This window comes from Pseudoxanthomonas sp. G3 (genome assembly GCF_057654715.1).
The window spans coordinates 1,278,580-1,300,810 of sequence record NZ_CM172805.1; the positions used below are offsets into that span (position 1 = coordinate 1,278,580).

General features: G+C 68.8%; 19 protein-coding genes. 10 read left to right on the forward strand and 9 right to left on the reverse strand.

What is annotated here, in order from left to right; all coding sequences use genetic code 11:
• Window positions 1–23 precede the first annotated feature (23 nt).
• From AC23D6_RS05985 to AC23D6_RS06000, 4 genes are all read right to left on the reverse strand, one after another.
• Window positions 24–557 (reverse strand): hypothetical protein, encoded by a 534-nt coding sequence (locus AC23D6_RS05985; RefSeq protein ID WP_487751869.1) that lies wholly within the window; start codon window positions 555–557, stop codon window positions 24–26.
• 15 nt (window positions 558–572) lie between these two features.
• Window positions 573–1,079 (reverse strand): hypothetical protein, encoded by a 507-nt coding sequence (locus tag AC23D6_RS05990; protein WP_487751870.1) that lies wholly within the window; start codon window positions 1,077–1,079, stop codon window positions 573–575.
• 10 nt (window positions 1,080–1,089) lie between these two features.
• Window positions 1,090–2,175: an SMP-30/gluconolactonase/LRE family protein gene (locus tag AC23D6_RS05995; protein WP_487751871.1), complete on the reverse strand. Its 1,086-nt coding sequence runs from the start codon at window positions 2,173–2,175 to the stop codon at window positions 1,090–1,092.
• A gap of 137 nt (window positions 2,176–2,312) precedes the next feature.
• Window positions 2,313–2,726 carry a DoxX family protein gene (locus tag AC23D6_RS06000; RefSeq protein WP_487751872.1) on the reverse strand — a complete coding sequence of 138 codons (414 nt, stop codon included), beginning with the start codon at window positions 2,724–2,726 and terminating at the stop codon, window positions 2,313–2,315.
• A gap of 116 nt (window positions 2,727–2,842) precedes the next feature.
• Between AC23D6_RS06000 and AC23D6_RS06005 the strand changes: the two genes are divergently transcribed.
• A complete protein-coding gene (locus tag AC23D6_RS06005; RefSeq protein WP_487751873.1) occupies window positions 2,843–3,733 on the forward strand; it encodes a LysR family transcriptional regulator in 891 nt (296 codons plus the stop codon).
• Between the two features lie 12 nt (window positions 3,734–3,745).
• Here AC23D6_RS06005 and AC23D6_RS06010 read toward each other — a convergent pair whose 3' ends face one another.
• Together AC23D6_RS06010 and AC23D6_RS06015 are read right to left on the reverse strand one after the other, a co-directional pair.
• Window positions 3,746–6,919: a putative bifunctional diguanylate cyclase/phosphodiesterase gene (locus AC23D6_RS06010; protein WP_487751874.1), complete on the reverse strand. Its 3,174-nt coding sequence runs from the start codon at window positions 6,917–6,919 to the stop codon at window positions 3,746–3,748.
• Between the two features lie 165 nt (window positions 6,920–7,084).
• Window positions 7,085–8,041: an alpha/beta fold hydrolase gene (locus tag AC23D6_RS06015; RefSeq protein ID WP_487752579.1), complete on the reverse strand. Its 957-nt coding sequence runs from the start codon at window positions 8,039–8,041 to the stop codon at window positions 7,085–7,087.
• 190 nt (window positions 8,042–8,231) lie between these two features.
• Here AC23D6_RS06015 and AC23D6_RS06020 point away from each other — a divergent pair, with 190 nt between their 5' ends.
• Complete coding sequence (locus tag AC23D6_RS06020; RefSeq protein WP_487751875.1) at window positions 8,232–8,621, forward strand: MAPEG family protein; 390 nt, start codon at window positions 8,232–8,234, stop codon at window positions 8,619–8,621.
• Window positions 8,622–8,737: 116 nt separating this feature from the next.
• Window positions 8,738–9,889, forward strand: coding sequence for a COG3904 family protein (locus AC23D6_RS06025; protein ID WP_487751876.1), 1,152 nt, complete (start codon window positions 8,738–8,740; stop codon window positions 9,887–9,889).
• Window positions 9,890–10,262: 373 nt separating this feature from the next.
• On the opposite strand, the gene AC23D6_RS06030 is transcribed toward AC23D6_RS06025, so the two are convergent.
• Genes AC23D6_RS06030 through AC23D6_RS06040 form a run of 3 tightly spaced genes read right to left on the reverse strand, consistent with a single transcriptional unit; the run spans window position 10,263 to window position 11,685 of the window.
• The gene (locus tag AC23D6_RS06030) at window positions 10,263–10,487 is read right to left on the reverse strand and encodes an RNA-binding S4 domain-containing protein (RefSeq protein ID WP_487751877.1); all 225 of its coding nucleotides are present in this window, start codon (window positions 10,485–10,487) and stop codon (window positions 10,263–10,265) included.
• Between the two features lie 25 nt (window positions 10,488–10,512).
• The gene (locus AC23D6_RS06035) at window positions 10,513–11,157 is read right to left on the reverse strand and encodes a hypothetical protein (protein WP_487751878.1); all 645 of its coding nucleotides are present in this window, start codon (window positions 11,155–11,157) and stop codon (window positions 10,513–10,515) included.
• 24 nt (window positions 11,158–11,181) lie between these two features.
• A complete protein-coding gene (locus AC23D6_RS06040; protein WP_487751879.1) occupies window positions 11,182–11,685 on the reverse strand; it encodes an RNA polymerase sigma factor in 504 nt (167 codons plus the stop codon).
• 212 nt (window positions 11,686–11,897) lie between these two features.
• Between AC23D6_RS06040 and AC23D6_RS06045 the strand changes: the two genes are divergently transcribed.
• The 7 genes from AC23D6_RS06045 (at window position 11,898) to AC23D6_RS06075 (ending at window position 22,229) form a co-directional block, all read left to right on the forward strand.
• The gene (locus tag AC23D6_RS06045; protein ID WP_487751880.1) at window positions 11,898–13,460 is read left to right on the forward strand and encodes a methyltransferase regulatory domain-containing protein; all 1,563 of its coding nucleotides are present in this window, start codon (window positions 11,898–11,900) and stop codon (window positions 13,458–13,460) included.
• A 96-nt stretch (window positions 13,461–13,556) separates the two neighbouring features.
• Entirely contained in the window at window positions 13,557–15,473 is a 1,917-nt protein-coding gene (locus AC23D6_RS06050) for a DEAD/DEAH box helicase (RefSeq protein ID WP_487751881.1), read from the forward strand.
• A 131-nt stretch (window positions 15,474–15,604) separates the two neighbouring features.
• Window positions 15,605–17,230 (forward strand): GGDEF domain-containing protein, encoded by a 1,626-nt coding sequence (locus AC23D6_RS06055; RefSeq protein ID WP_487751882.1) that lies wholly within the window; start codon window positions 15,605–15,607, stop codon window positions 17,228–17,230.
• Between the two features lie 138 nt (window positions 17,231–17,368).
• Window positions 17,369–19,786: a putative bifunctional diguanylate cyclase/phosphodiesterase gene (locus AC23D6_RS06060; RefSeq protein ID WP_487751883.1), complete on the forward strand. Its 2,418-nt coding sequence runs from the start codon at window positions 17,369–17,371 to the stop codon at window positions 19,784–19,786.
• A gap of 43 nt (window positions 19,787–19,829) precedes the next feature.
• Window positions 19,830–20,549, forward strand: coding sequence for a pseudouridine synthase (locus AC23D6_RS06065; protein ID WP_487751884.1), 720 nt, complete (start codon window positions 19,830–19,832; stop codon window positions 20,547–20,549).
• 92 nt (window positions 20,550–20,641) lie between these two features.
• Window positions 20,642–21,715, forward strand: coding sequence for a GGDEF domain-containing protein (locus AC23D6_RS06070; protein WP_487751885.1), 1,074 nt, complete (start codon window positions 20,642–20,644; stop codon window positions 21,713–21,715).
• A gap of 91 nt (window positions 21,716–21,806) precedes the next feature.
• Entirely contained in the window at window positions 21,807–22,229 is a 423-nt protein-coding gene (locus AC23D6_RS06075) for a universal stress protein (RefSeq protein ID WP_487751886.1), read from the forward strand.
• Window positions 22,230–22,231 lie beyond the last annotated feature (2 nt).

Here is a 22,231-nt window from a genome sequence, read left to right on the forward strand (position 1 = left end):
GTCGGGATGGCAGGCCTATCGCCTCACCAGCGCATCATCGGCAGCGGATCCAGCGGATGCCGCCGCCATTGCTGCAGCGTCAGCATCGCCAAGCGCCGGTGGAAACCCGCATTCGGGAACGCGGCGATCACCTCGCGTACCGCAGCGCGGGGCAGTCCGAAACGGCGCACGCCGCGGCTGACATCGATCCAGTCCGCACGACGAAAGGCCTCCACGCTCGCCTGCGTGTCGGCGGGCAGCGTGCGGATCCGGTGGTGGGCATTGATCATCGCGTCGATCTCGTCGCGCCAGGCTTCGCGGCCGTTAGCCTGAAGGTGCGCGCACGCCAGCTGGCGCGACGGCGGCAGATAGTCGAACGTGCCGGCCGTCCAGATCCCGAGATCGTGGAAGGCGAGGACGATACTCAGTTTTTCAAGCGCATCCGCGTCGCCGGGCGCGAGCAACCAGTAGAAGTTCGCCACCCGGTAGGCGTGGTGGCGGTATCCGATGGCGTCGGCGCCCAGTGCCGCGGCGTGCGTATCCAGCAGCGCGTCCAGGGTGGGCAACGCGGTCAGCATGGCCGCGTCTGCGGCTCAGGTCGCGGGCTGGGCCAACGTCGTGCGTCCGCGGCGCAACGCCCGCACCTGCAGCGCCATGCCGACGAGGAACACCAGGAAGGTGCCGCCCACCAGCTTCTGCAGCAGTGGATCCTGCGGACCGGATACCAGCGGTGCGCCGATCGGCACGCGGGTCAGCGTTTCGGTGAAGCCGGGAATGAAGTGGAAATACACGGTCAGCGTGAACGCCAGCGACGCCGCCACGTGGCGCCACGATCCCAACACGGCGTTGCGGCCGAGCAGGAGCGCCACCGCCAGCACGATCAGCGTCAGCACCGTCAGGCCATGCGCTTCGCTAAGCTTGCCGGTGCGCATCAGGAAGAAGCTGGTCAGGCAGGTCGCGACGGTGAACCAGGTGTACGTCTTGCCCAGCGGCGTCGCATAGCGGATGTCGTGGTAGCGCAGCAGCGCGTACAGGCCGCCGAACAGCGAGACCAGGCTGATCGCGGTATGGAACCAACCGAACGGGGTGATGTTGAGCATGGGATGTTCCTCAGTGGGCAGGCGGCGGCGGATCGGGAAGATCGAACTGCATGAGGTTCCAGCGGGTGACGTCCTCTTCCCACTCATCGCCGACGGCGGCGGTGAGCGGCAGGGCCAGATTGGCCACAATCATGCGGCGCCCCTGCACGCCGCTGGCCGCGGGAAACAGCAGCCCGAGGGGTGCGCCCTGGTCGTCCACCCCGAGGAAGTCGCCGGCACGATGGCGGACGCGGCCACGCTCGTCCAGTGCCACCAGCGTGTCGATCTGGTTGGCCGACACCCACAGCAGGCCGGCATGGAACAGCAGGCCGTCGGCACCGTAGACGCCGTCCGCGAGCACTTCGATCGCACCCTCGGGCATCCGCTTGCGTAGCAGGCGACCGTCGCCGGCGTTGTTGATGTAAAGGATCGATTCGTCGGCGTTGAACGCCATGCCGTTCGCACCGAACGGCAGCGGACCGGTGGTGCCCAGCAACGGATCACGCGCGAACACGTCTACCGTGCACGGGCGGCAGGCGGTAGCGTTCGCGATGCGATAGATCGCGCCCTGGAACGAATCGGACACGTACAGCGTGCCGGCGCGGTCGAACACCATGCCGTTGATGGCCGGGAAACCCTGCGAGCCGAACGTGATCGTGTCGTGGCTACCATCGGGATTGTCGATGCGCCGGGCGGGCGGTGCCGCCGGCGACAGCGCCGCGAAGGTGGCGACGTCTTCGATGGCGCTGTCCGTATCGAAACGTGCCGGCAAGCGTTGCAGCTTCGACGCGCCGAAATTCAGCACATAGACATGGCCGTCGCGGAAGGCGACGCCGGTGAGCGGCGTGGGCCCGAAGCGGCGCTGCGCCAGCAGGCGACCGTCGGCGGCGAAGCGCAGCAGCTGATTGTTGCGTGCGGACTCCGGCACGCGTGCATCGAAGGTGCCGACGTAGACCTCGCCGGTCGCCGGATCGACGTCCAGGCTCTCCGGATGTCGCGCATCGGAAGGGAGCGTGGCGAACGGCGTCACCGGCAGGCGACCGGCCTCCGCCGCAAGGGACGATCCGGCGACCGACATGGCGGCAAGACCGAGAACGAGCAGGAGGCGAGCGCGCATGCGACGTTCCGCGAAGGGACAGCGTGCACGCTGGCATGCGGCATCCGTGCCGGCTTGTACCCGCGTGCGGGCACATGCGGAAATAAAGAACGCCGGCGTGCGCCGGCGTTCCTCGTGGTCCGTGAAGCATGCGGGCTTCAGCGGTTGTCGATGCTCCAGCCGCCGGCGCCGCGGGCGGCCAGGGTGATGAAGCCGCCGGCCAGGGCGAAGTTCTTCAGGAACATGATCTGCTGGATCTGGTCGCCCAGGTTGCTGTGGAACAGCACCGCGCTGGCGATCGAGAACACCGCCAGCAGGCTGGCGACGATGCGGGTCTTGTAGCCGGCGACGATCGCCAGGCCGCCCAGCACTTCCAGCGCGATGACCAGCGGCAGCAATGCGCCAGGGACGCCGACGGACGCCATGTAGCCGGCGGTACCGGCGTAGGCGGCGAGCTTGCCGAGGCCGGAGATGATGAAGAGAGAGGCGAGCAGGCTGCGGCCGACGAGGTCGGCAGCGCCACGCAGGGCGGGAACGCGGGTGGTGGTCGGGGTGACGGTAACGGTGGACATGGTGGACTCCGGGGAATGGGGTGGTGGGTACAGCGGGTACGGGGCGCAGGTTAGGCCGTAGCGACACATCCCGGAAGCCTATATATTTCGATGATATCCATCGTCTGGAGCGATACATGCTCGATGCCGTCACGCTCGACCAGCTCCGCACCTTCATCGCCGCCGCCGAACAGGGCAGCTTTTCCGCCGCAGGCCGCAAGCTTCGGCGCGCCCAATCGGTGGTCAGCCAGACACTGGCCAACCTCGAACTGCAACTCGGCGTCACCCTGTTCGATCGCAGCAGCCGCTACCCGCAGCTGACCGAAGCCGGTCGCTTGCTGCTGCTCGAAGCGCGTGCGGTCGCCGAACACATGGACACCTTCAAGGCGCGTGCGCGCAGCGTGGCCGAAGGGCTGGAGCCTGAACTGTCGGTCGCGGTGGACGTGATGTTCCCGATGGACGCGCTGACGCGTGCCGCGGCGCACAGCGGCCGCGCGTTCCCGCACACGCCGCTGCGGTTGTACGTGGAAGTGCTGGGCGGCGTGATCCAGCCCGTGCTCGACGGTACTTGCCGGATCGGCGTGGTGGGCTCGCTGCCCGAGCTGCCTGACGACGTGGTGGCGGAACCGCTGCTGTCGGTGCCCTTCGTCACCGTCGCCGCGCCCACGCATGCGATGGCCGGCCTGCGCGGCACCGTGCCGGCAAAGACCGCGGCGAAACACGTGCAGCTGGTGCTCACCGACCGTACGCCGCTGACCGCCGGTCGTGATTTCGCGGTGCAGTCGCCGTTGACCTGGCGATTGGCCGATCTCGGCGCGAAACATGCGTTCCTGCGCGCAGGCCTGGGCTGGGGCCACATGCCGCTGCACATCGTCGAAGAGGATCTCGCGGCCGGCCGCCTGAAACGCCTGCGCATCGCCGACGCCGATCCGCGGTACGCGCAGATGCCGATGCGCGCGGTGTGGCGGAAGGACACCCCGCCGGGGCCCGCCGGGCGCGCGTTCATGGCGCAGTTGCGCGCGGGATAGCGCGGCTGTCCGTCAGCCCATCGCCTGCCGCAGTTGGCCGCGGGCGAGGGTGGTGGCTTCGTCGACCTCCATCGGACGACCGAAGAAGTAGCCCTGCATCTCGTCGCAGCGCATCTGCTGCAATGCGCTCATCTGCTCGGCCGTTTCCACGCCCTCGGCGATCGTGCGCAGGCCCATTTCGTGCGCCAGCACGAGGATCGTGCGCGCGATGGCGCGATCCGTGCTTTCGGCGGCGATGCCGTCCACGAAGCTGCGGTCGATCTTGATGATGTCCAGCGGCAGGCGCTGCAGGTAGGCCATGCTGGAGTAGCCGGTGCCGAAGTCGTCCAGCGCCAGGCGCACGCCCAGCGCGTGCAATGCCTGCAGCATCTGCTGCGCCGCGCCCATGTCCTCCACCAGCACGCTCTCGGTGAGTTCCAGCGTCAACGCGTTCGCCGGCAACGCATGCCGTTGCAGGCAGTCGGCGATCCACGGCGCCAGTGTCGGCTGGCCGAGCTGGCTGGGCGACAGGTTCACCGCCATGCTCAGCGTGCGCAGGCCCATCGCGCGCCAGCGTGCGAGTTGCTGGCAGGCCTGTTCCAGCACGAAGTGGCCGATGTCTTCCATCAGGCCCGCGCTTTCGGCCAGCGGGATGAACACCGATGGAGGCACGTCACCCCACGCCGGATGCCGCCAGCGCGCCAGCGCCTCGAAGCCGTTGAGCTGCAGTGTCCCGCCGTCGACGACGGGTTGATACACCAACCGCAATTGGCCGCGCGCGACCGCTTCGCGCAGCGCGGTGACGCGGCTGAGACGGTCGTTGGCTTCCTGCAGCGCACCGGCGGAAGGCAGGCGCACCTGGTTGCGGCCGGCGCGCTTGGCCAGGTGGCGCGCGTCGTCCGCGCTGCGCAACAGGCCCTGCAGGTCGGTGCCGTGCTCCGGCGCATGCGCCAGGCCGATGCTGGCGGTGACGGTGAACGAGGGATGGGTGGAATACAGCGCGATGGGTTGCCCCACCGCGCGACGGATCTCTTCGGCCCAGTGGCTGAGCTGGTCGATGTCCGTATCCGGGAAGTGCACCAGGAAGCCTTCGCCGCCGTAGCGGTAGACGCGGCCGTGTTCGCCGCAGGCGCCGGAGATGCGCTGGCCCATGCGGCGCAGCACTTCGTCGCCGCCGTCGTGGCCGAACGAATCGTTGACCATGCCGAAGCCGTCCAGGTCGACGATGGCCAGGCCGTGGCCCGATGGCGTCTGCGCGGCGATCTGCTCGGTGATCAGCGTGGCCTGCGCGGAGAAGCGCGGCAGGCCGGTGGCGTTGTCCATCGCGGCGGCTTCGTTGAGCCGGCGCTGTGCGTCGAGCCGGCGCTCGGTTTCGGTCAGCAGCGAACGCGCGGTTTCCGCCGCCTCGGTGGAGCGGCGACGCGACAGATCCAGCAGGAACAGCACGAATGCGATCAGCAGGCCGCTGCTCAGGCCGCCGACGACGAGCGCGCGCGGCAGCGCGAACGAGGTCAGCGCCGGCGGTGCCCACAGCGCGAGTTCCACCTCGTGGCCGGGCAGGGCCACGGTCTGCAACGACAAGGGTTCGCCGATCGGCTCGCCCTGCTCGACGGTGGGCATGCCGTCGGCCGTGGCGCGCACGGGGCGGTCGGAGAAGACCGCCTTGTTGAGCGTGCGGATGAAATCGTCCAGCGCGATGAAGGCCTGCGTGCGGCGACCGCCGTTGTCGACGGTCAGCCACCAGCCGCCCGGCACCGGCAGCAGGTGGCCCTCGTCGGCGACAGGCAGCGGCGGCGAGGGCGCCGCCGGCGCATCGAAGCCCGGTGCCATCCAGCGGAATTCGCCGGCATCGCCGACGCTGCGCACCACGCGGAAGGCGGCGTACGTTTTCACCATGTCGGCTACGTGGCGGTTGAACAAGTCTTCGGCCGCATCGGGGCGCGCGGCCACCAACGAGGACGACAGCTGCCGCAATGCGCTGCGACGCAGTTCGACGCCACGCTGGAAGGTCGCCGATGCGCTGGCGGTCTGCGTTTCCATCACCCGCCGCGCCATCGCGTCGCGATCGGCGGTGGCCGCCAGCCAGAACATGCCGCCCAACACCAACGCTGCGGCCATCGGCAGCACGCCGAACAGGCGCTCGCGCAACGAATTCTCGCCCGCCACCGCCAGCGCCAGCCCCATCGCGCCGAGCTGGGCGGTGGCGGTCAGCGAGATCTGGTACATCGACATGCCTTCCCGGTGGTACGGCAGCTGGATCAGCAGGCCCAGGGCGGCCATGCCGGCCACCGAGGCCATCGCGATGCCCAGGCCACGCACGATGCCCCACCGCGCGTTCTCCCACCGCTGCAACGGCTCCGGCAACAGCGCCACCGCCAGCCAGGTGGTCAGCACGCCGTAATCGGTATAGCCCCCAATCATGGGCGAGGTGGCGCGCGGCAACCAACCCCAGGCATGGAGCAGCGCGTTCAACGGTGTGGTGATGCCGGCGACCGTCTGCAGCAGGGTCAGCACCAGCGGCATGGCCACGATGCCCATCAGGGTCCAGGCCGCGCGTTCCTGGTCGCGCTGCCGCAGCAGCAAGGCCATGGCGAGCAGGGCCAGGGTCAGCGTCGAGATGGGTCGCATCGGCGTGTACGCCACGCCCATCCGGCCGACCAGACTGCCCGGGGCGTGCCAGCCCACCAGCGCCACCACACTGAAGGCGAGCACGAACGCGACCAGCTCCGTGCTGGTATCCAGCGCCCGTCCTGCACGCAGCGACGGCGTGTAGACCAGCAGGAACATCGCCAGTGCCGACAGCGCCAGCGACCAGCCGATTTCGGCCGGCGCGCTGGCCGGCTGCAAGGCGCCCAGCACCGGTTGCACCGCCAGCAACAGTAGGGCCGCGGCGAATACCCGCATGATGAATTCAGGCCAGTAGCCGCGCCACAGCCGTGCCCACGCGATGATCGTGGTGGCCGCCAGCACCAGGCAGCTGCCGAGGGCGTGGAACTGCCAGGCATGCACGAGGAACAGCACCGACAGCAGCCCCGCCACCGCGACGCGCACTTGACGCTGTTCGCTGCGCCAGGTGGCGATGGCCACCAGCACGCCGACCACCGGCACGCTGTCGTCGACGAAATGGCCGCTGTCCATGTTCACCAAGGTGAACCCGGCCGCCATCACCCACGCCAAGGCAGCCGCAAAGCGCTGTGCCCATTGCATGGGACGCCGTAGGTCCTGGTGTATTGCCAATGCCTTCCCCTGCGGGGCCGACGCCCCGGGCACCGTGATACCGAAATCGCCGCCGGCCCGCAAGCGGCCCGTGCAATGGGTGAACGGGGTTGGCAGAACCGGCGCGCACTCATGCGCGCCGGTGCGGTGCGGCGGTCAGCTCTTGGCGAACGCCAGCATGTCGGCGTTGAGCTTGTCCTTGTGCGTGTCGGTGATGCCGTGCGGTGCACCGGGGTAGACCACCAACTGGCTGTTCTTCACCAGCTTGGCCGAGGCGCGCGCGGCGGCGTCGATCGGCACGATCTGGTCGTCGTCGCCGTGGATGATGATGGTCGGCACGTCGAACTTCTTCAGGTCCTCGGTGAAGTCGGTTTCCGAGAACGCCTTGATGCTGTCGTACGTGTTCTTGTGCCCGCCCGTCATGCCCTGCAACCACCACGCATCGATGACGCCCTGCGACGGCTTCGCGCCGGGCCGGTTGTAGCCGAAGAAGGGACCGGTGGGGATGTCCTTGAACAGCTGCGAGCGGTTGGCAAGCAGCCCGGCACGAATGCCGTCGAACACGTCGATCGGCAGGCCGCCGGGATTGGCCTCCGTCTTCACCATCAACGGCGGCACGGCGGAGACCAGGCCGGCCTTCTTCACCCGCTTCGTGCCATGGCGTCCGATGTAGCGCGCCACTTCGCCACCGCCGGTGGAGAAGCCGAACATCGTGATGTCCTTCAGGTCCAGGTGTTCGATCAGCTGCGCCAGGTCGTCGGCATAGTGGTCCATGTCGTTGCCGTCCCACGGCTGGCTGGAGCGCCCGTGGCCGCGGCGATCATGCGCGATCACGCGGAAGCCGTTGGCCGCCAGGTGGTAGGCCTGCGATTCCCAGCTGTCCGCGTTCAGCGGCCAGCCGTGGCTGAGCGTGACGACGGGGCCGTCCTTCGGGCCCCAGTCCTTGAAATAGATCTGCACGTCGTCTTTGGTGGTGAACAGGCCCATGGCGGTTCTCTCGAGGGTGGAGGAAGGGGGAGGAAGCGGCGATGCGGCGGAAGCGGGCGCCTCGCTGCGGCTGCACGCGGCCAGCGGCAGGAACGCCGCGCCGGTGATGGCCGCGCCGGCCAGCATCAGCTGCCGTCGTTGCAGATCGATGTCGTGGGGAGTGTCCGGCATGAGCGGTAATCCGGGGTGACGGTGGCGGGGCCCACCTTCCCATCCCCGTTCACACCTCGATTGCACCGCCGTGCGCAGATGAGGCCGGCGCGCGGATGCGGCAGCGGGGCTTATATTCCGCGGACCCTTCACTGGAGCGTCCGCGATGCCGATCGAACTGAAGATGCTGGCCTGGTCCGTCGCCCTGGGCCTGGTGCACGTGCTGCTGGGTGCGGCGCTGACCACGCACCAGCGCGGCCTGAAGTGGAACGTGGGCGCGCGCGATGCGGTGCTGCCGCCGGTGACCGGCGTGGCGGCGCGGGTGGATCGCGCGCTGCGCAACTTCCTGGAGACCTTCCCGTTCTTCGCTGCCGCCGTGCTCGCGGTGGTCGTGCTGGAACGCGGCGATGCCACCACCGCGCTGGGTGCGCAGTGCTATTTCTGGGCGCGCCTGGTCTACGTGCCGCTGTATGCCGCCGGCGTGCCCTATCTGCGCACGGTCGTGTGGGCGGTCTCGCTATGGGGCCTGCTGCAGGTGCTGTGGGCGCTGCTGTAAGGACGTGCGCCCCAGGTTCATCGCAGGGCAGGGCTGGCGTATCCGATTCACACTAGACTAGGGGCGAACCCCCTCAGATCCGCGCGCAGGCGCGCGGGCGTTGTGCGACCGACCGGATGCTGTCCCGTATCTCCCCCCTGATGCCCCTGTTGCTGCTGGCCGCCCTGATGCTGTCGGGCTGCCGTGTGGGCTCGCAGGACGTCGCGCCCGACGCGCTGGCGCAGGCGCCGGTCGAAGCGCCGAAAGACACGCCCGCACAGCAGGCCGAACGCGGCGACGGGGCGGTGTCCACCGGCCCGGTCTCCACTGAATCCAGGAAGTCCGGCGACGGCCTGCCCACCGAATGGCCGACCGCCAAGGTGACCTCGGGCACGGCGTACGTCAGCTGCCAGGCCGACTACACCACCGAGGACGGCGATGGCATGCCGCTGGAATCGCTGGCCTTCTTCAGCGTGGTCGACGCCTTGTCGCCGTGCCAGAAGGGTGGCGTGCTGCGCCTGCGCTACCAGGGCAAGATCGCGGCCGATTTCACCGATCTGGTCACCCGCGTGGCCGACATCGCCGACCGCATGGGCATCCACAAGCGCATCCTGGACCTGGACTCGGCCGGCGGGCAGGTGGAGGACGCCATCCGCGCCGGCGACGCGATCGGCGCCAACGGCTGGACCATCTGGGTGCGCGAAGGCTCGGTCTGCCACAGCGCCTGCGTGTTCGTACTGGGTGCGGGCGACAACCGCATGATCTCCGGCAAGGTCGGCGTGCACCGGATCATCCGCATGAGTTCCACCGCCACCACCCGCAGCGAACTCAACGAGGAACTGCGCGGCGTCTACGACCGGGTGAAGGACTATCTGTCGCGCAACGGCGTGGCGGTGGCCGTGGCCGACCTGATGATGACCGTGCCGAACCGTAGGCTGCGCCTGCTCAGCAAGGACGAACTGCAGGAATACGGCCTGGACGGCACCAACGCCGCACAGGACGACCTCGACCGCCTGCAGCTGATGCGCCGCTGTGGCGAGGATTTCGTGATGCGCCGCGACGCTTTCATGCGCAGCTTCGATACCGAATGCAAGACCGCCGGCGCCGGCCTGGACGAAATGCAGTCCTGCGGCCTGAAGCTGCGCGAGCAGTTCCGGTTCCCCGACGCGAAGTGCCCGGCCGACAGCCCGCTGTCGGAGTTCGATCGCATGGCGGACGTGGAAACCGTGCCGGAGGCGCCGGACGACGCGAACGCCGCGCCGCCGCCGGAAGCCGGCACCGCCGACTGACGAGCGCCTGGACGAGGCTTTTTAACTCGAGCGCGAGATAAAAAGACTCAACGCCGAGTCTTAGTGTGAGTAGAGCGAGACTTTTTTACTCACGCGCGAGGGAAAAAGACTCGACGCCGAGTCTTAATGTGAGTAGAGCGAGACTTTTTTACTCACGCGCGAGGGAAAAAGACTCGACGCCGAGTCTTTGTGTGAGTAGAGCGAGACTTTTTCACTCACGCGCGAGGGAAAAAGACCCAACGCCGAGTCTTGGTGTGAGTAGAGCGAGACTTTTTCACTCACGCGCGAGGGAAAAAGACCCAACGCCGAGTCTTAGTGTGAGTAGAGCGAGGCTTCGTGTGAGAACGGGGCATCGACACGCGGGGAGGGCGGGTCAGCCTTCGATGCCCACCACCCGGATCTCCGCATCGCCGAGGCGGACGACCTGGCCGGCGCGGATCTTCGCGGTCTTGCGCAGTTCCACTTCGCCATCGACGGTCACCTCGCCGCTGGCGACGAGGGCCTTGCCCTGGCCGCCGCTGTCGGCGAGGCCGACCAGCTTCAACAGTTGGTTGAGTTCCACGTGGTCGCGGTCGAGATCGAAGTCGATGGTCTGCATGCGGGCAGTGTAAGGCAGCGCCCGTTCACTCGCGTTCGAAGCGCGCAATCTCTTCCAACTGGGCGCGGGCGCGGCGGATGCCCTCGCTTTCCTCCCAGCCGGCGGCCGTCGATGGCCGGCGTGCGCGCCGCCAGAACACGATCGCCACCGTGCCCAGGAAGCCTGCCAGACCCAGCAGCAGGCTGTAGCTGATCCATGCGGGCGTGCCGGCCGCCGGATCGACGTCGCCGAGGCCGGCGAAACCCACCACCACCAGCACCCACATGATCCACCACGGTGCGCCGCAGACGGTTGCGTTGATTGCATGGAAACGGCGCAGCAGGGCGAACCGCTTCTGGATCTTCAGCACCGGGGCGGTGTAGTCCATGGTGCCGATCAGGCTCATGGTGATGAAGGCCATCACCAGGGTGATCACGCCGAAGGCGTGCAGGGCGATACCGGTGGCGAACAGGCCGGGTACGCCCGTGTTGCGACCCCAACAGGCCACGCCCAGCACCAGCAGGCCGATACCCAGCGCAGCCTGCAGCGCCTGTCCCCAGAACAGTGGACGCACGCTGGCGCGCACCCGGTCCAGCTTGCGGTCGCGCAGCAGTTGCCACTGGATGGCTTCCTGCCGCTCAAGGCGGTCGCCCAGCCTCTGCCAGGCCGCTTTCAGATCATCGAGTTCCATGAGGAGGTTCCTGTCGTCGTCAGGTCAGAGTTCGTTGCGGACGCGCTGCTTCAGCCGGCTGATCTTGGTGGCCACGTTGGTCTCGCTCAGGCCGAGCACGTCGGCGATCTCGCGGTAGCTGCGGTCCTCCAGGTAAAGCAGCAGCAAGGCGCGGTCGAGCGGCGGTTGCGCGTGGATGAAGCGGTACAGCAGGTCGACCTGCTGGCGGCCCTCGTGGTCGTGCGCATGCGGGTCCACGAGGTCGTGGTGGGCCTCGTTCCACGTATCCGGCTGGACGCCACGGGTACGGCTGCGCACGTAGGAAATCGCCACGTTCAAGGCGATCCGGTACATCCACGTGGCGGCGGGGCGCTGCGGGTCGTAGCCGGGCCACGCGCGCCAGAGCTGGGTGGCGATCTCCTGCATCAGGTCGTCGCGGTCGTCCGGGTGCCAGGCGTAGGTGCCGGCCACCTTGGCGACGATGCCGCGGTGGGCCTGCAGCAGGGCCTGGAAGCCGTCGCGGGCGTCCGTGTCCGTCGGGGAGGTCATGGCGAGGGTCGTTTCCATTCCGGCACCGGGTCGATTGTGCGGTCAGGAGGGTGATTCGCCACGGCGGGAAAAACATCACAGGCCCGTTTGCACTGACTCGTCCGCACCGGTACGAGCCGGTTCCGCGCTTCGTCCGTGCCGGTGCGTCCGATATGTGAAAATGTGGCATCGGGTCCGTCACGGGCTCCCGCCAGCCTTCGACGCTCTCCATCATGACGACCCACCTCGACCACGTGCGCGTGCGCTACGACAGCGTTCCCTATGCGTCGTACGCTTACCCCCAGTGCGCCCCCGAACACCTCGCCGCCGTGGCCTGGCTGTTCGGCCACACCGCACCGGACCCGCGCACGGCGCGGGTGCTCGAACTGGGCGGGGCGTCCGGCGGCAATGTCATCCCGTTTGCGGTCCGCAATCCCGCGGGGCAGGCGGTCTGCCTGGACCTGTCCGAGGTGCAGGTGGAAGCCGGGCGTGCGCAGGTGATCCGGATGGGCCTGCAGAACATGCGGATGATGGCCGGCGACCTGGCCGCGCTCGATGTGGCGGCGCTGGGCCGGTTCGACTACATCGTCTGCCACGGCCTCTACAGCTGGGTACCGACGGAGATCCAGGACGAGATGCTTCGGGTGTGCAGTCAATGCTTGTCCGAGGACGGCGTGGTGTTCGTCAGCTACAACACGTACCCGGGCTGGAAGGCCAAGGAAATGCTGCGTGACGCGATGCTGCTGCACAGCGAAGGTCGCGACAGCACGCAAGAACAGGTGGCGTACGCGCGTGCCATGGTGGGGTTCCTGCATCAAGTGGCGCCGCGCAACGGGCTGATGGCGCATGTGCTGGAGGAGAACCTGCAGTACCTGCGTGATCCGAACGACCACTACATCGCGCACGAGTACCTCGAGCCCGATAACCGGCCGTGCTATTTCCGGGATTTTCTCGCCCGCGCACGCGGCCACGGGCTGGATTACCTGGCCGAAGCGCAGCCCTCGATGATGGTGCCGGCGAACTACGGCGCGCAGATTGCCGAGCCGCTGCAGCGCGCCTTCGGCCACGACCAGGTGCGGATGGAGCAGTACCTGGATTTTGCGATCAACCGCGCGTTCCGGCAGACGTTGCTGGTGCGCGCGGCGCATGGTACGCGCGACTTCGTCCTGGACCGCGCGCGTCTGAAGGCGCTGCATTTCGCCGCTCGCATGCCATGCCGCGACGGCGCGACGCGACAGGATGGTTCGGTGCAGCAATTCGGCACGCAGGACGGCACCAGCATCGGCACCGGTCTGAGCGCGGCCAAATGCGCGTTCGACCTGCTCACTGCCCGCTGGCCGGCGACGGTGTCGCGGGATGAACTGGTCGCGCATGCGTTCGAAGCCCAGCGCGGCCCGGACCGCTTGCCGCGGGAGCGGGTTGAAGCGGCAACCGACGAACTGCTGCAGTTGCTGGTGGTGAAGGGCGTGGCCCGGATCCGGGGCCAGGCCGTCCCCGGACATACCTCGCTGGAGCGGCCACACGTGGATGCGGGCGTACGGGCCATGGTCGCCGCGCAGGCGCCGGACAGCCCCCACGCCGCCGACCTCTGGCACGAGGGCCTGGAGCTGTCGCCGGCCGCGCGCGCGCTGCTGCCCCTGATGGACGGCACGCGGGACCGCGCTGCCCTGGTCGCGCAATGGGCCAGCGATCCGACGCGCACCGGCGGAGCGGCTACAGGTAGCGCCGAACAGGACGTGGATTCCCTGCTGCGCTGGCTGGCCGGTGTGGCGGTCGCCGCAGCGCCCAACGGCTGATTTCACGCCGTTTTCGCTGCAACGCGACACGAAGGGCCCCCAAGGCGCACAATATGCGGCTCGGCGTGCGGCTCCGCGACGCCCCGGAGTTCCCGCATGTCTACCGAATCCCCCTCGTCCGCCCCTCTGCTGTTCGCCGATCTCGGCCTGCCCGCGCCCGTCATGGCGGCGGTCACCGAGGTGGGGTACGAAAGCCCGTCGCCGATCCAGGCCGCGACCATCCCGGCCATGCTGGCCGGCCGCGACGTGCTGGGCACGGCGCAGACCGGTACCGGCAAGACCGCCGCGTTCGCGCTGCCGGTGCTGGCCAACATCGATCTGAATGCCGGCAGCCCGCAGGCGCTGGTGCTGGCGCCCACGCGCGAACTGGCGATCCAGGTGGCCGAGGCGTTCCAGAAATACGCGGCGAAGATCCCCGGCTTCCACGTGCTGCCGATCTACGGCGGCCAGAGCTACTACCCGCAGCTGCAGGCGCTGAAGCGCGGCGTGCACGTCGTCGTCGGCACGCCCGGCCGCGTGATCGACCACCTCGAACGCGGTTCGCTGGACCTGTCCGGCCTGACCACGCTGGTGCTGGACGAAGCCGACGAAATGCTGCGCATGGGCTTCATCGACGACGTCGAGACCGTGCTGAAGAAAACGCCGGACACGCGCCAGGTGGCGCTGTTCTCCGCGACCATGCCGCCGGCGATCCGCCGCATCGCGCAGACCTATCTGAAAGAGCCGGTCGAGGTGAACATCGCCTCGAAGACCACCACCTCGGCGAACATCCGCCAGCGTTACTGGTGGGTCAGCGGCATGCACAAGCTGGATGCGCTGACCCGCATCCTGGAGGTCGAACCGTTCGACGGCATGATCGTCTTCGCCCGCACCAAGGCGGCGACCGAGGAACTGGCCGACAAGCTGCAGGCGCGCGGGCTGGCCGCCGCGGCCATCAACGGCGACATGCAGCAGGCGGCGCGCGAGAAGACCATCCAGCAGCTCAAGGATGGCAAGCTGGACATCCTGGTGGCCACCGACGTGGCCGCGCGCGGGCTGGATGTGGAGCGCATCAGCCACGTGCTGAACTACGACATTCCGTACGACACCGAGAGCTACGTGCACCGCATCGGCCGTACCGGCCGTGCCGGCCGCACGGGTGATGCGATCCTGTTCGTGACCCCGCGCGAGAAGGGCATGCTGCGCGCGATCGAGCGCGCCACGCGCCAGCCGATCGAAGAAATGCAGCTGCCCAGCGTGGAGGCGGTGAACGATCGTCGCGTGGAGAAGTTCCTCGGCCGCATCACCGACACCCTGGCCTCGGGCAAGGCGGGCGAGTACCGCGCGCTGATCGAGCGCTACGAGCGCGAGCAGAACGTGCCGGCGGTGGACATCGCCGCCGCACTGGCGCAGCTGGTGCAGGGCGACACGCCACTGCTGCTGTCGCAGGAGCGCACCCCGCGCGAGGCGCGCCCGACCCGCAGCGAGACCTACGGCAACGCCCCGCGCCGCGAGCGCGACGACCGTCCGCGCCGCCATGACGACGCTGCTGGCGATCGGCCGGCGCGCAGCTTCGACAAGCCGGAGCGTTCGAAGATTGAACGCCCGGACACCGACCGTCCGCGTGCCGACAAGCCCTCGCGCGGTGCGCCGGAGGTGGGGATGGAGACCTATCGCATCGAAGTGGGCCACGCGCATGGCGTGAAGCCCGCCAACATCGTCGGCGCCATCGCCAACGAAGCAGGCCTGGAAAGCCGCTACATCGGCCGGATCGACATCCAGCACGACCACACCACGCTGGACCTGCCCGAAGGCATGCCGCGCGAGGTGCTGATGCACCTGAAGAAGGTCTGGGTGTCCGGCCAGCAGCTTCGCATCCACAAGCCCGGCGAGGGCGCCGGGGCCGGCCCGGGTTCCGCGCCGCCGCGCAAGTTCGGTGGTCCGGGCAAGGGCAGGCCCTCCGGCGGCAAACCGTTCGGAGCAGGCAAGCCTGCCGCCAAACCGCACCGCAAGGGACCGCCGCGGCAGGAGTGACGGGATGCCGGCGCAGGGGCGCCGGCGAGTGGCATGGAAGTTGCATTTCGTAGACGCAAGCCAGCGCACCGGATGTCGGGAAGCGGCGACGTACCGGAGTGTTCGTGAAGGCAAGGGGGAGGCAACGAGGCGTGATCGCAGGGTGGCTGCTGCTGCTCTGTGCACTGCCGTGCCTGGCCTTCGCCGCCCCGCAGGTCGGCCGGGACTACTTGGTCGCCGGCGCACCGACGTCCGAACAAGCCCCTCAGCGTCACTGCACGCCCGCGATGCAGGCCGAACTGACCGAACGGGTCGAGATTCCCGCGCCGCCCGAGGGCTGGTCCGGCGCGCCGCAGGCGGTCAACGTCTTCAACATCTTCGCCGGTGAAGTCCGGGTGCACCACGGCGACCGCGAGATCTGCGGGCGGATGCACGATGCGCGCACGCGCGATTCCCGTTTCCGTGCCGGCGTCGGCATGGTGGTGGTGCCGCCGGCCGGCAACCACGAGCCGATCCAGGTGGCATGGGCGACGCCGCTGAAACCCGGCTGGATCCCCACCGTGCGGATCGGCGCGCCCAGCCCGGTGCAGCAGGTCGACACCGCGCGCCTGCTGGTACGCACGTCCTGCCTGGCCATCGCGATCGCGCTGGCCTTCATGGCCTTGATGGGCTTCCTGAGCACGCGCGACCGCGTGTTCCTGGGTTACACGCTGCTGTGCACGCTCACCGTGTTGGGCCAGGCGGTGCTCAGTGGCCTGAGCGGCTATCCCGAACCGTGGTTGCCGATCGGTGACCAGGAATCGCGCTGGCTGGTCGCGTTCTCGTGCCTGGCCTTGCCGGTGCTGCTCTACGTGATGTGGCTGCTGGTCGGCGCCGCGCGCGCCTGGCCAGCCACGGAGCGTTGGCTGCCCTGGCTGACCGCCGCAGTCTGCGCCACCGCGGTGGCCGCGTTGTGGCTGCCGCTGAGCGCGCTGTCGCGGCTGGCGGTGGGCATGGACACAGGCTTCGCGGTGGGCTGCACGGCGATCCTCGCGCTGGGACTGGCGAACCTGCGCCGCCGCCGTGCGGATGCGTTGGCGGCGATCGCCGCGGTGCTGCCGTTCCTGGCGATGATCCTCATGGATCTGGCCCACAGCGCAGCGCTGATCGAGTACCGCGTCGAAGCCATCCAGCTGTCGATCACCTGGTTCCTCACCGTCAGCGCTTACGTGCTGAACCTGCGCCTGGGCCACCTGCGTCGGCAGCGCGACGAGATGCGCGCGCTGGCCGATACCGACGAGCTCACCGGGCTGCCGAACCGGCGCGCCGGCCTCAAGCGGCTCGAGCAGCACATGGCCGACGCGCGGGGCGGGGCGGGCGCGCTGTCGGTGGGCTTCCTCGACATCGACCTGTTCAAGCGCATCAACGACATCCACGGGCATGCGGTCGGCGACCGCGTGCTGGTGGCCGTGGCCACCATGCTGACGTCTGCGGTGCGTACGCCTGCGGACGTGATCCGGATGGGGGGCGAGGAGTTCCTCGTGCTGCTGCCCGGCGTTGGCGGCGAGGCCGCTCGCCGACGCCTGGAGCAGATGCGCGCGCAAGTCAGCGCGGCTGGCGACGGCCTGGCGATCCCGGGCCTGGCGGTGACCGCCAGCATCGGGCTGGCCACCTTCACGCTGGAGGATGTCGATGCGGCGTCGTTGCTGCGCCGTGCGGATGCGGCGATGTACCGCGCCAAGCGCGCCGGGCGCGACCGAGTGGTCGAGGCGGAAGTCGCCCTGGACGGCGACACCTGACGCAGCACGACCACTGGTCGGTCCATCAGGGCGGCGAGGCGCCCGTCGCCTCAAGCCGGAGCCGCTGGGGCCGATGAACGAGCGCGGGGGCCTGCGACTGTGGTCCCTGCGCAGCGGCAGCACCCACGGGAGCGGTACGTGGACAACAAGGATGCGGCACCGGTCGGCGACCCCGCCGGCACCGACAATGACCGGGGACTCAGGCGTCTGCCCGCGCGGGTGATGGTGCTGATCCTGCTGTCCGCGCTGGGCGCGCTGTCGACCGCTGCCATCCTCGAGAGCCAGGCGGGCGCGACCGCGTACATCATCGGCGAGAGCCATTGGTCCAAGGCCCAGCAGCGCGCCGTGCACAGCCTCTACCGCTACGCCAGCCACGGCAATCCCGCCGACCTGGCGGAGGCGCGCAGCGCCTTGCAGGTCCCGCTGGGGGATCGTGCGGCGCGGCTGGCGCTGGAACAGGAGCCGGTCGACCTGGCCGCCGCGCGCGCCGGCTTCCTCCAGGGCGGCAATGCGCCCGGCAATCTCGACCGCATGATCCGGATGTACCGCGCGCTGAGCAACGCGCCGTACTTCCGCGATTCCGTCCGCCTGTGGCGCGAAGCCGAAGTCGAGATCCTGCACCTGGTGCGGCTGGCCGATGCCCTGGAGGCGCAGCAGGCCGCGCGCAGCCTGGACGCGCCGCAAGTGCGGGCGTACCAGCGCGAACTCACCGCGATCGACGCGCGCCTGCGTCCGCGCGAGATCGCGTTCTCGCGTTCGCTGGCCGAGGGGGCGGACTTCATGCGGCACGTGCTGCTCGCGCTGAGCGCGTTGGCGTTCCTCGGGCTGTCGGCCTACGCGCTGCACGTGATGCGCAAGACGCTGCGGCGCGTGCGCGAGACGGAAAGCGAATTCCGCATGGCCTTCCACCAGTCCGCGGTCGGCATGCTCAAGCTGGATCGCGACGGCCGCTTCGCCCAGGCCAACGAAGCGCTCGCGCAGATCCTCGGACGGCCGCTCCAGGAACTCCGCGCGCTGTGCCTGCACGACGTGCTGCATGACGACGACGTGCGGCTCGATGCGCAGGGCGGCATCGACTGGGAGCGACTGCTCGCGCCCGGCGAGCGCCGGCTGGTGCGCCAGGATGGCGCGACGCGCTGGGTGCGTTGGACGGCATCGCTGGTGGCGCATGCGAAAGGCGACGACCGCCTCTTCGTGCTGGTGGAAGACGTGTCCGATGCGCACGAACTCGCTTGCGAGATCGCCCACCAGGCCAGCCACGACGAACTCACCGGGCTGATCAACCGCCGCGAGATCGCGCGGCGCCTCGCGGGCGCGTTGGGCCAGGCGCGCGGCTGCGCGGGACGGCACACGCTCTGCTACATCGACCTGGACCAGTTCAAGCTGGTCAACGACACCTGCGGCCATGAAGCCGGCGACCGCTTCCTCTGCCATTTCGTCGGCTGTATCTCCGCCCAATTGCGTGGCGACGACTGGCTGGGCCGACTGGGGGGCGATGAGTTCGCGATCCTCTTGCACGACGCCACGCTGGAAGAGGCCGAAGCGGCGATGGCGCGCATCCAAGTTTCGCTCGCGGAGGCTTCGTTCCTGTGGAACGGACGAGCCTTCGGACTCAACTGCAGCATCGGCGTGGCCGAGATCAACGATGCGGCGGTCGACGTGGACTGGCTGCTGCGCGCTGCGGATGCGGCCTGCTACATGGCCAAGGAAGAGGGCCGCAACCGCATCCGTTGCTACCGCGATTCGGACCCGAGCCTGGCGCGCCGCCGCCACGAACTGGAGTGGGTGGCGCACACGCAGTTGGCGATCGCGGAGGACCGGCTGCTGCTCTACGCGCAGCGCATCGTCGCCCTGGACGGCAGCGACCGCCTGCAGTACGAGGTGCTGGTGCGGCTGCGCGATACGGCGGGCCACGTTCACGCTCCCGGCGTGTTCCTGCCGGCCATGGAACGCTACGGGCAGGGCATGTCGGTCGACCGCGCGGTGATGGATGGCCTGTGCAAGTACTTCGCACGGCACCCCGCCGACCTGCTCCGCCTCGATCTGTGCCATGTCAACGTGTCCGCGCAATCGATCGCCGATCCCGCGTTCCTCGACCACGTCAATCTGCTGCTCGACCGGCATCCGGGGGTGGCGCAGCGGCTGTGCTTCGAGATCACCGAAACTGCGGTGATCGCCAACCTGGACGATGCGTGCCGCTTCATCGGCACGATGCGCGCACGTGGCTGCCGCATCGCGCTGGACGATTTCGGCAGCGGGCTGTCCTCGTTCGGCTACCTCAAGCGGTTGGCGGTGGACATTCTGAAGATCGACGGTGCCTTCATCCGCGACCTGGCCAAAGGCGAATCCGACCTGGCCCTGGTGCGGTCGATGAGCCAGATGGGGCAGGCGCTGGGCAAGGTCACGATCGCCGAGTGGGTGGAGTGCGAGGGCGTGATGGCGCAGCTCCGCGAACTCGGCATCGGCTACGTGCAGGGCTTTGCGGTGCACGTGCCGTGCCCGCTGGCGGAGCTGGGCGCGGACGCGCCGCGTCCGGCCGTGGCCGAACCGGCCTGACGCGGGCGGCGACGCGGGACGGCCGATCCCGGATAATGGCGGCATGACTGTCCGCCTCAACAAATACATCGCCGAAACCGGCTTCTGCTCCCGCCGCGAAGCCGACCGCCTGCTGGCCGAGCGGCGCATCACCGTCAACGGCATCGCCGCCGGTACCGGCGCGGTGGTGGGCGAGGGCGACGAGGTCCTCGTCGATGGCCAGCCGTTGAAGATGCGCGCGGCGAAAGCCGGCAAGCGCCGGCACGTCTACATCATGCTGAACAAGCCGGTCGGCATCACCTGCACCACGGAATCCTCGGTGAAGGACAACATCGTCGACTTCATCGGCCACGAGCAGCGCATTTTCCCGATCGGCCGGCTCGACAAGGATTCGGAAGGCCTGATCCTGCTGACCAGCAACGGCGACATCGTCAACCAGGTGCTGCGTGCGGAGAACCGCCACGAGAAGGAATACCTGGTGGCGGTGAACAAGCCGGTCACCGACGAGTTCCTGCGCGGCATGGCGCGCGGCGTGCGCGTGCATGGGCAGATGACGCTGCCGTGCAGGACCAGCCGGATCGCCAAGTTCGGTTTCCGCATCACCCTGACCCAAGGCCTGAACCGGCAGATCCGCCTGATGGCCGCGGCCTTCGATTACCGCGTCACCCAGCTGCGGCGCGTACGCATCGACAACGTCAAGCTGGGCGACCTCAAGCCCGGCCGTTGGCGCAACCTGACCGACCAGGAACTGCGCGGCCTGCTGCCCCAGCAGGAAAGCTGGTGACGTCATAGCGTGACGTCAGCCCCTGTGGGGAGGACTTCCGCCGTTGCGGACTGCAGGCATACTCCGCCGGTCCCTGCACTCACCGCGCCGGCATGAGTCGTCCGCCCAAGCCCGACAACGAAGAACAACGCCTCGCTGCCCTGCGCAGCTTCGACATCCTCGATAGCGAGCCCGAACGGGCTTTCGACGACCTGGTCCGTATCGCCGCCGGCATCTGCGGCGTGCCGATGGCGGCGGTGACGCTGATCGACCGTGACCGCCAGTGGTTCAAGGCGCAGGTCGGGATGGAGAGCCCCGACCCCTCGCTGGACACCTCGTTCTGCGCGCACACGGTGCTGGACCCCAATGCCGCGACCGTGGTGTCCGATGCGACCCGCGACGAGCGCTTTGCCGACAACCCGCTGGTGACCGCGGCGAACGGCATCCGTTTCTACGCCGGTGCGCCGCTGGTGACTCAGGACGGGTTCGCGCTGGGTGCGCTGTGCGTGGTGGACGACCAGCCGCACGAGCTGGCGCCGTTCCAGCTGGAGGCGCTGGATGCGCTGTCGCGGCAGATCGTGCAGTTGCTGGAGCTGCGCCGCGTGAGCAAGCAGTTGAGACACCAGCTTCAGGAGCGCGACTGGTACGAGCAGCAGATGCAGCGCTACCAGGACCAGCTGGAGCAGCAGAACGCCGATCTTTCCGAACAGACGCGCACCGATCCGCTGACCGGATTGCCGAACCGGCGCGCCTTCACCGCTGCGCTGGACGGCGCCATGCAGAAGGCCGCGCAGAGCGGCGATCCGCTCGCCGTCGCGGTGCTCGACGTGGACCACTTCAAGACGGTCAACGACATCCATGGCCATGACGAAGGCGACCGCGTACTGGTGGCGCTGGCCGACATGCTGAAAGCGCAGGCCGCCGGCCGGGGCCTGGCGGCGCGCCACGGCGGCGAGGAGTTCGTCATCCTGATGCCGGGCGCCACCCTGGAAGAAGCCCGCCTGCAGTGCGAATTCATGCGCCAGAGCGTGGGCCTGCTGCCGATGGGCCTGCCGATTTCCGTCAGCATCGGCGTGGCGGCACGGCTGCGCGACGACACCGCCGAAACCATGTTCCGCCGCGCCGACCAGGCCTTGTACGAGGCCAAGCGCAATGGCCGCGATCGCGTGGTGGTCGCCGCCGCTTGAGTTGATCCGGATCAATGCGGTCTGCGGCGGACTGACGCATCCTGCCTCCGTCGGCGGCGCAGCGTGCGGCCGCCCCCAACGGAGCACGACGATGAAGATCCTGTTGGCTGTGGACGGAAGCGAGATCGGCCTGGCGGCCGTCCGCCATCTGGTGGAGCTGAGCAAGTCGCTGGCGGACACGCCGACCGTGACCCTGCTGTACGTCGACCCGCCGCTGCTGCGGTCGGTCGCCCTGGAGCTGGGCAGCGACGGCGTGGAGCGCTACCACGCCGAGAACGGTACCTATGCGCTGAAAAAGGCGCGCACCGCGCTGAAGCGCGCGCAGATTCCTTTCATCGAAAAAGTGCTCGTCGGCGAGCCTGCCGAGAGCATCGTCAAGCAGGCCAAGGCCGCCAAGGCGGACCTGGTAGTGATGGGCACGCACGGCCGCGGCGCGTTGAAGCAACTGCTGATCGGCTCGGTGGCGCTGAAGGTCATCGCGACCAGCCCGGTACCGGTCGTCGTCGCCCGCTGAAA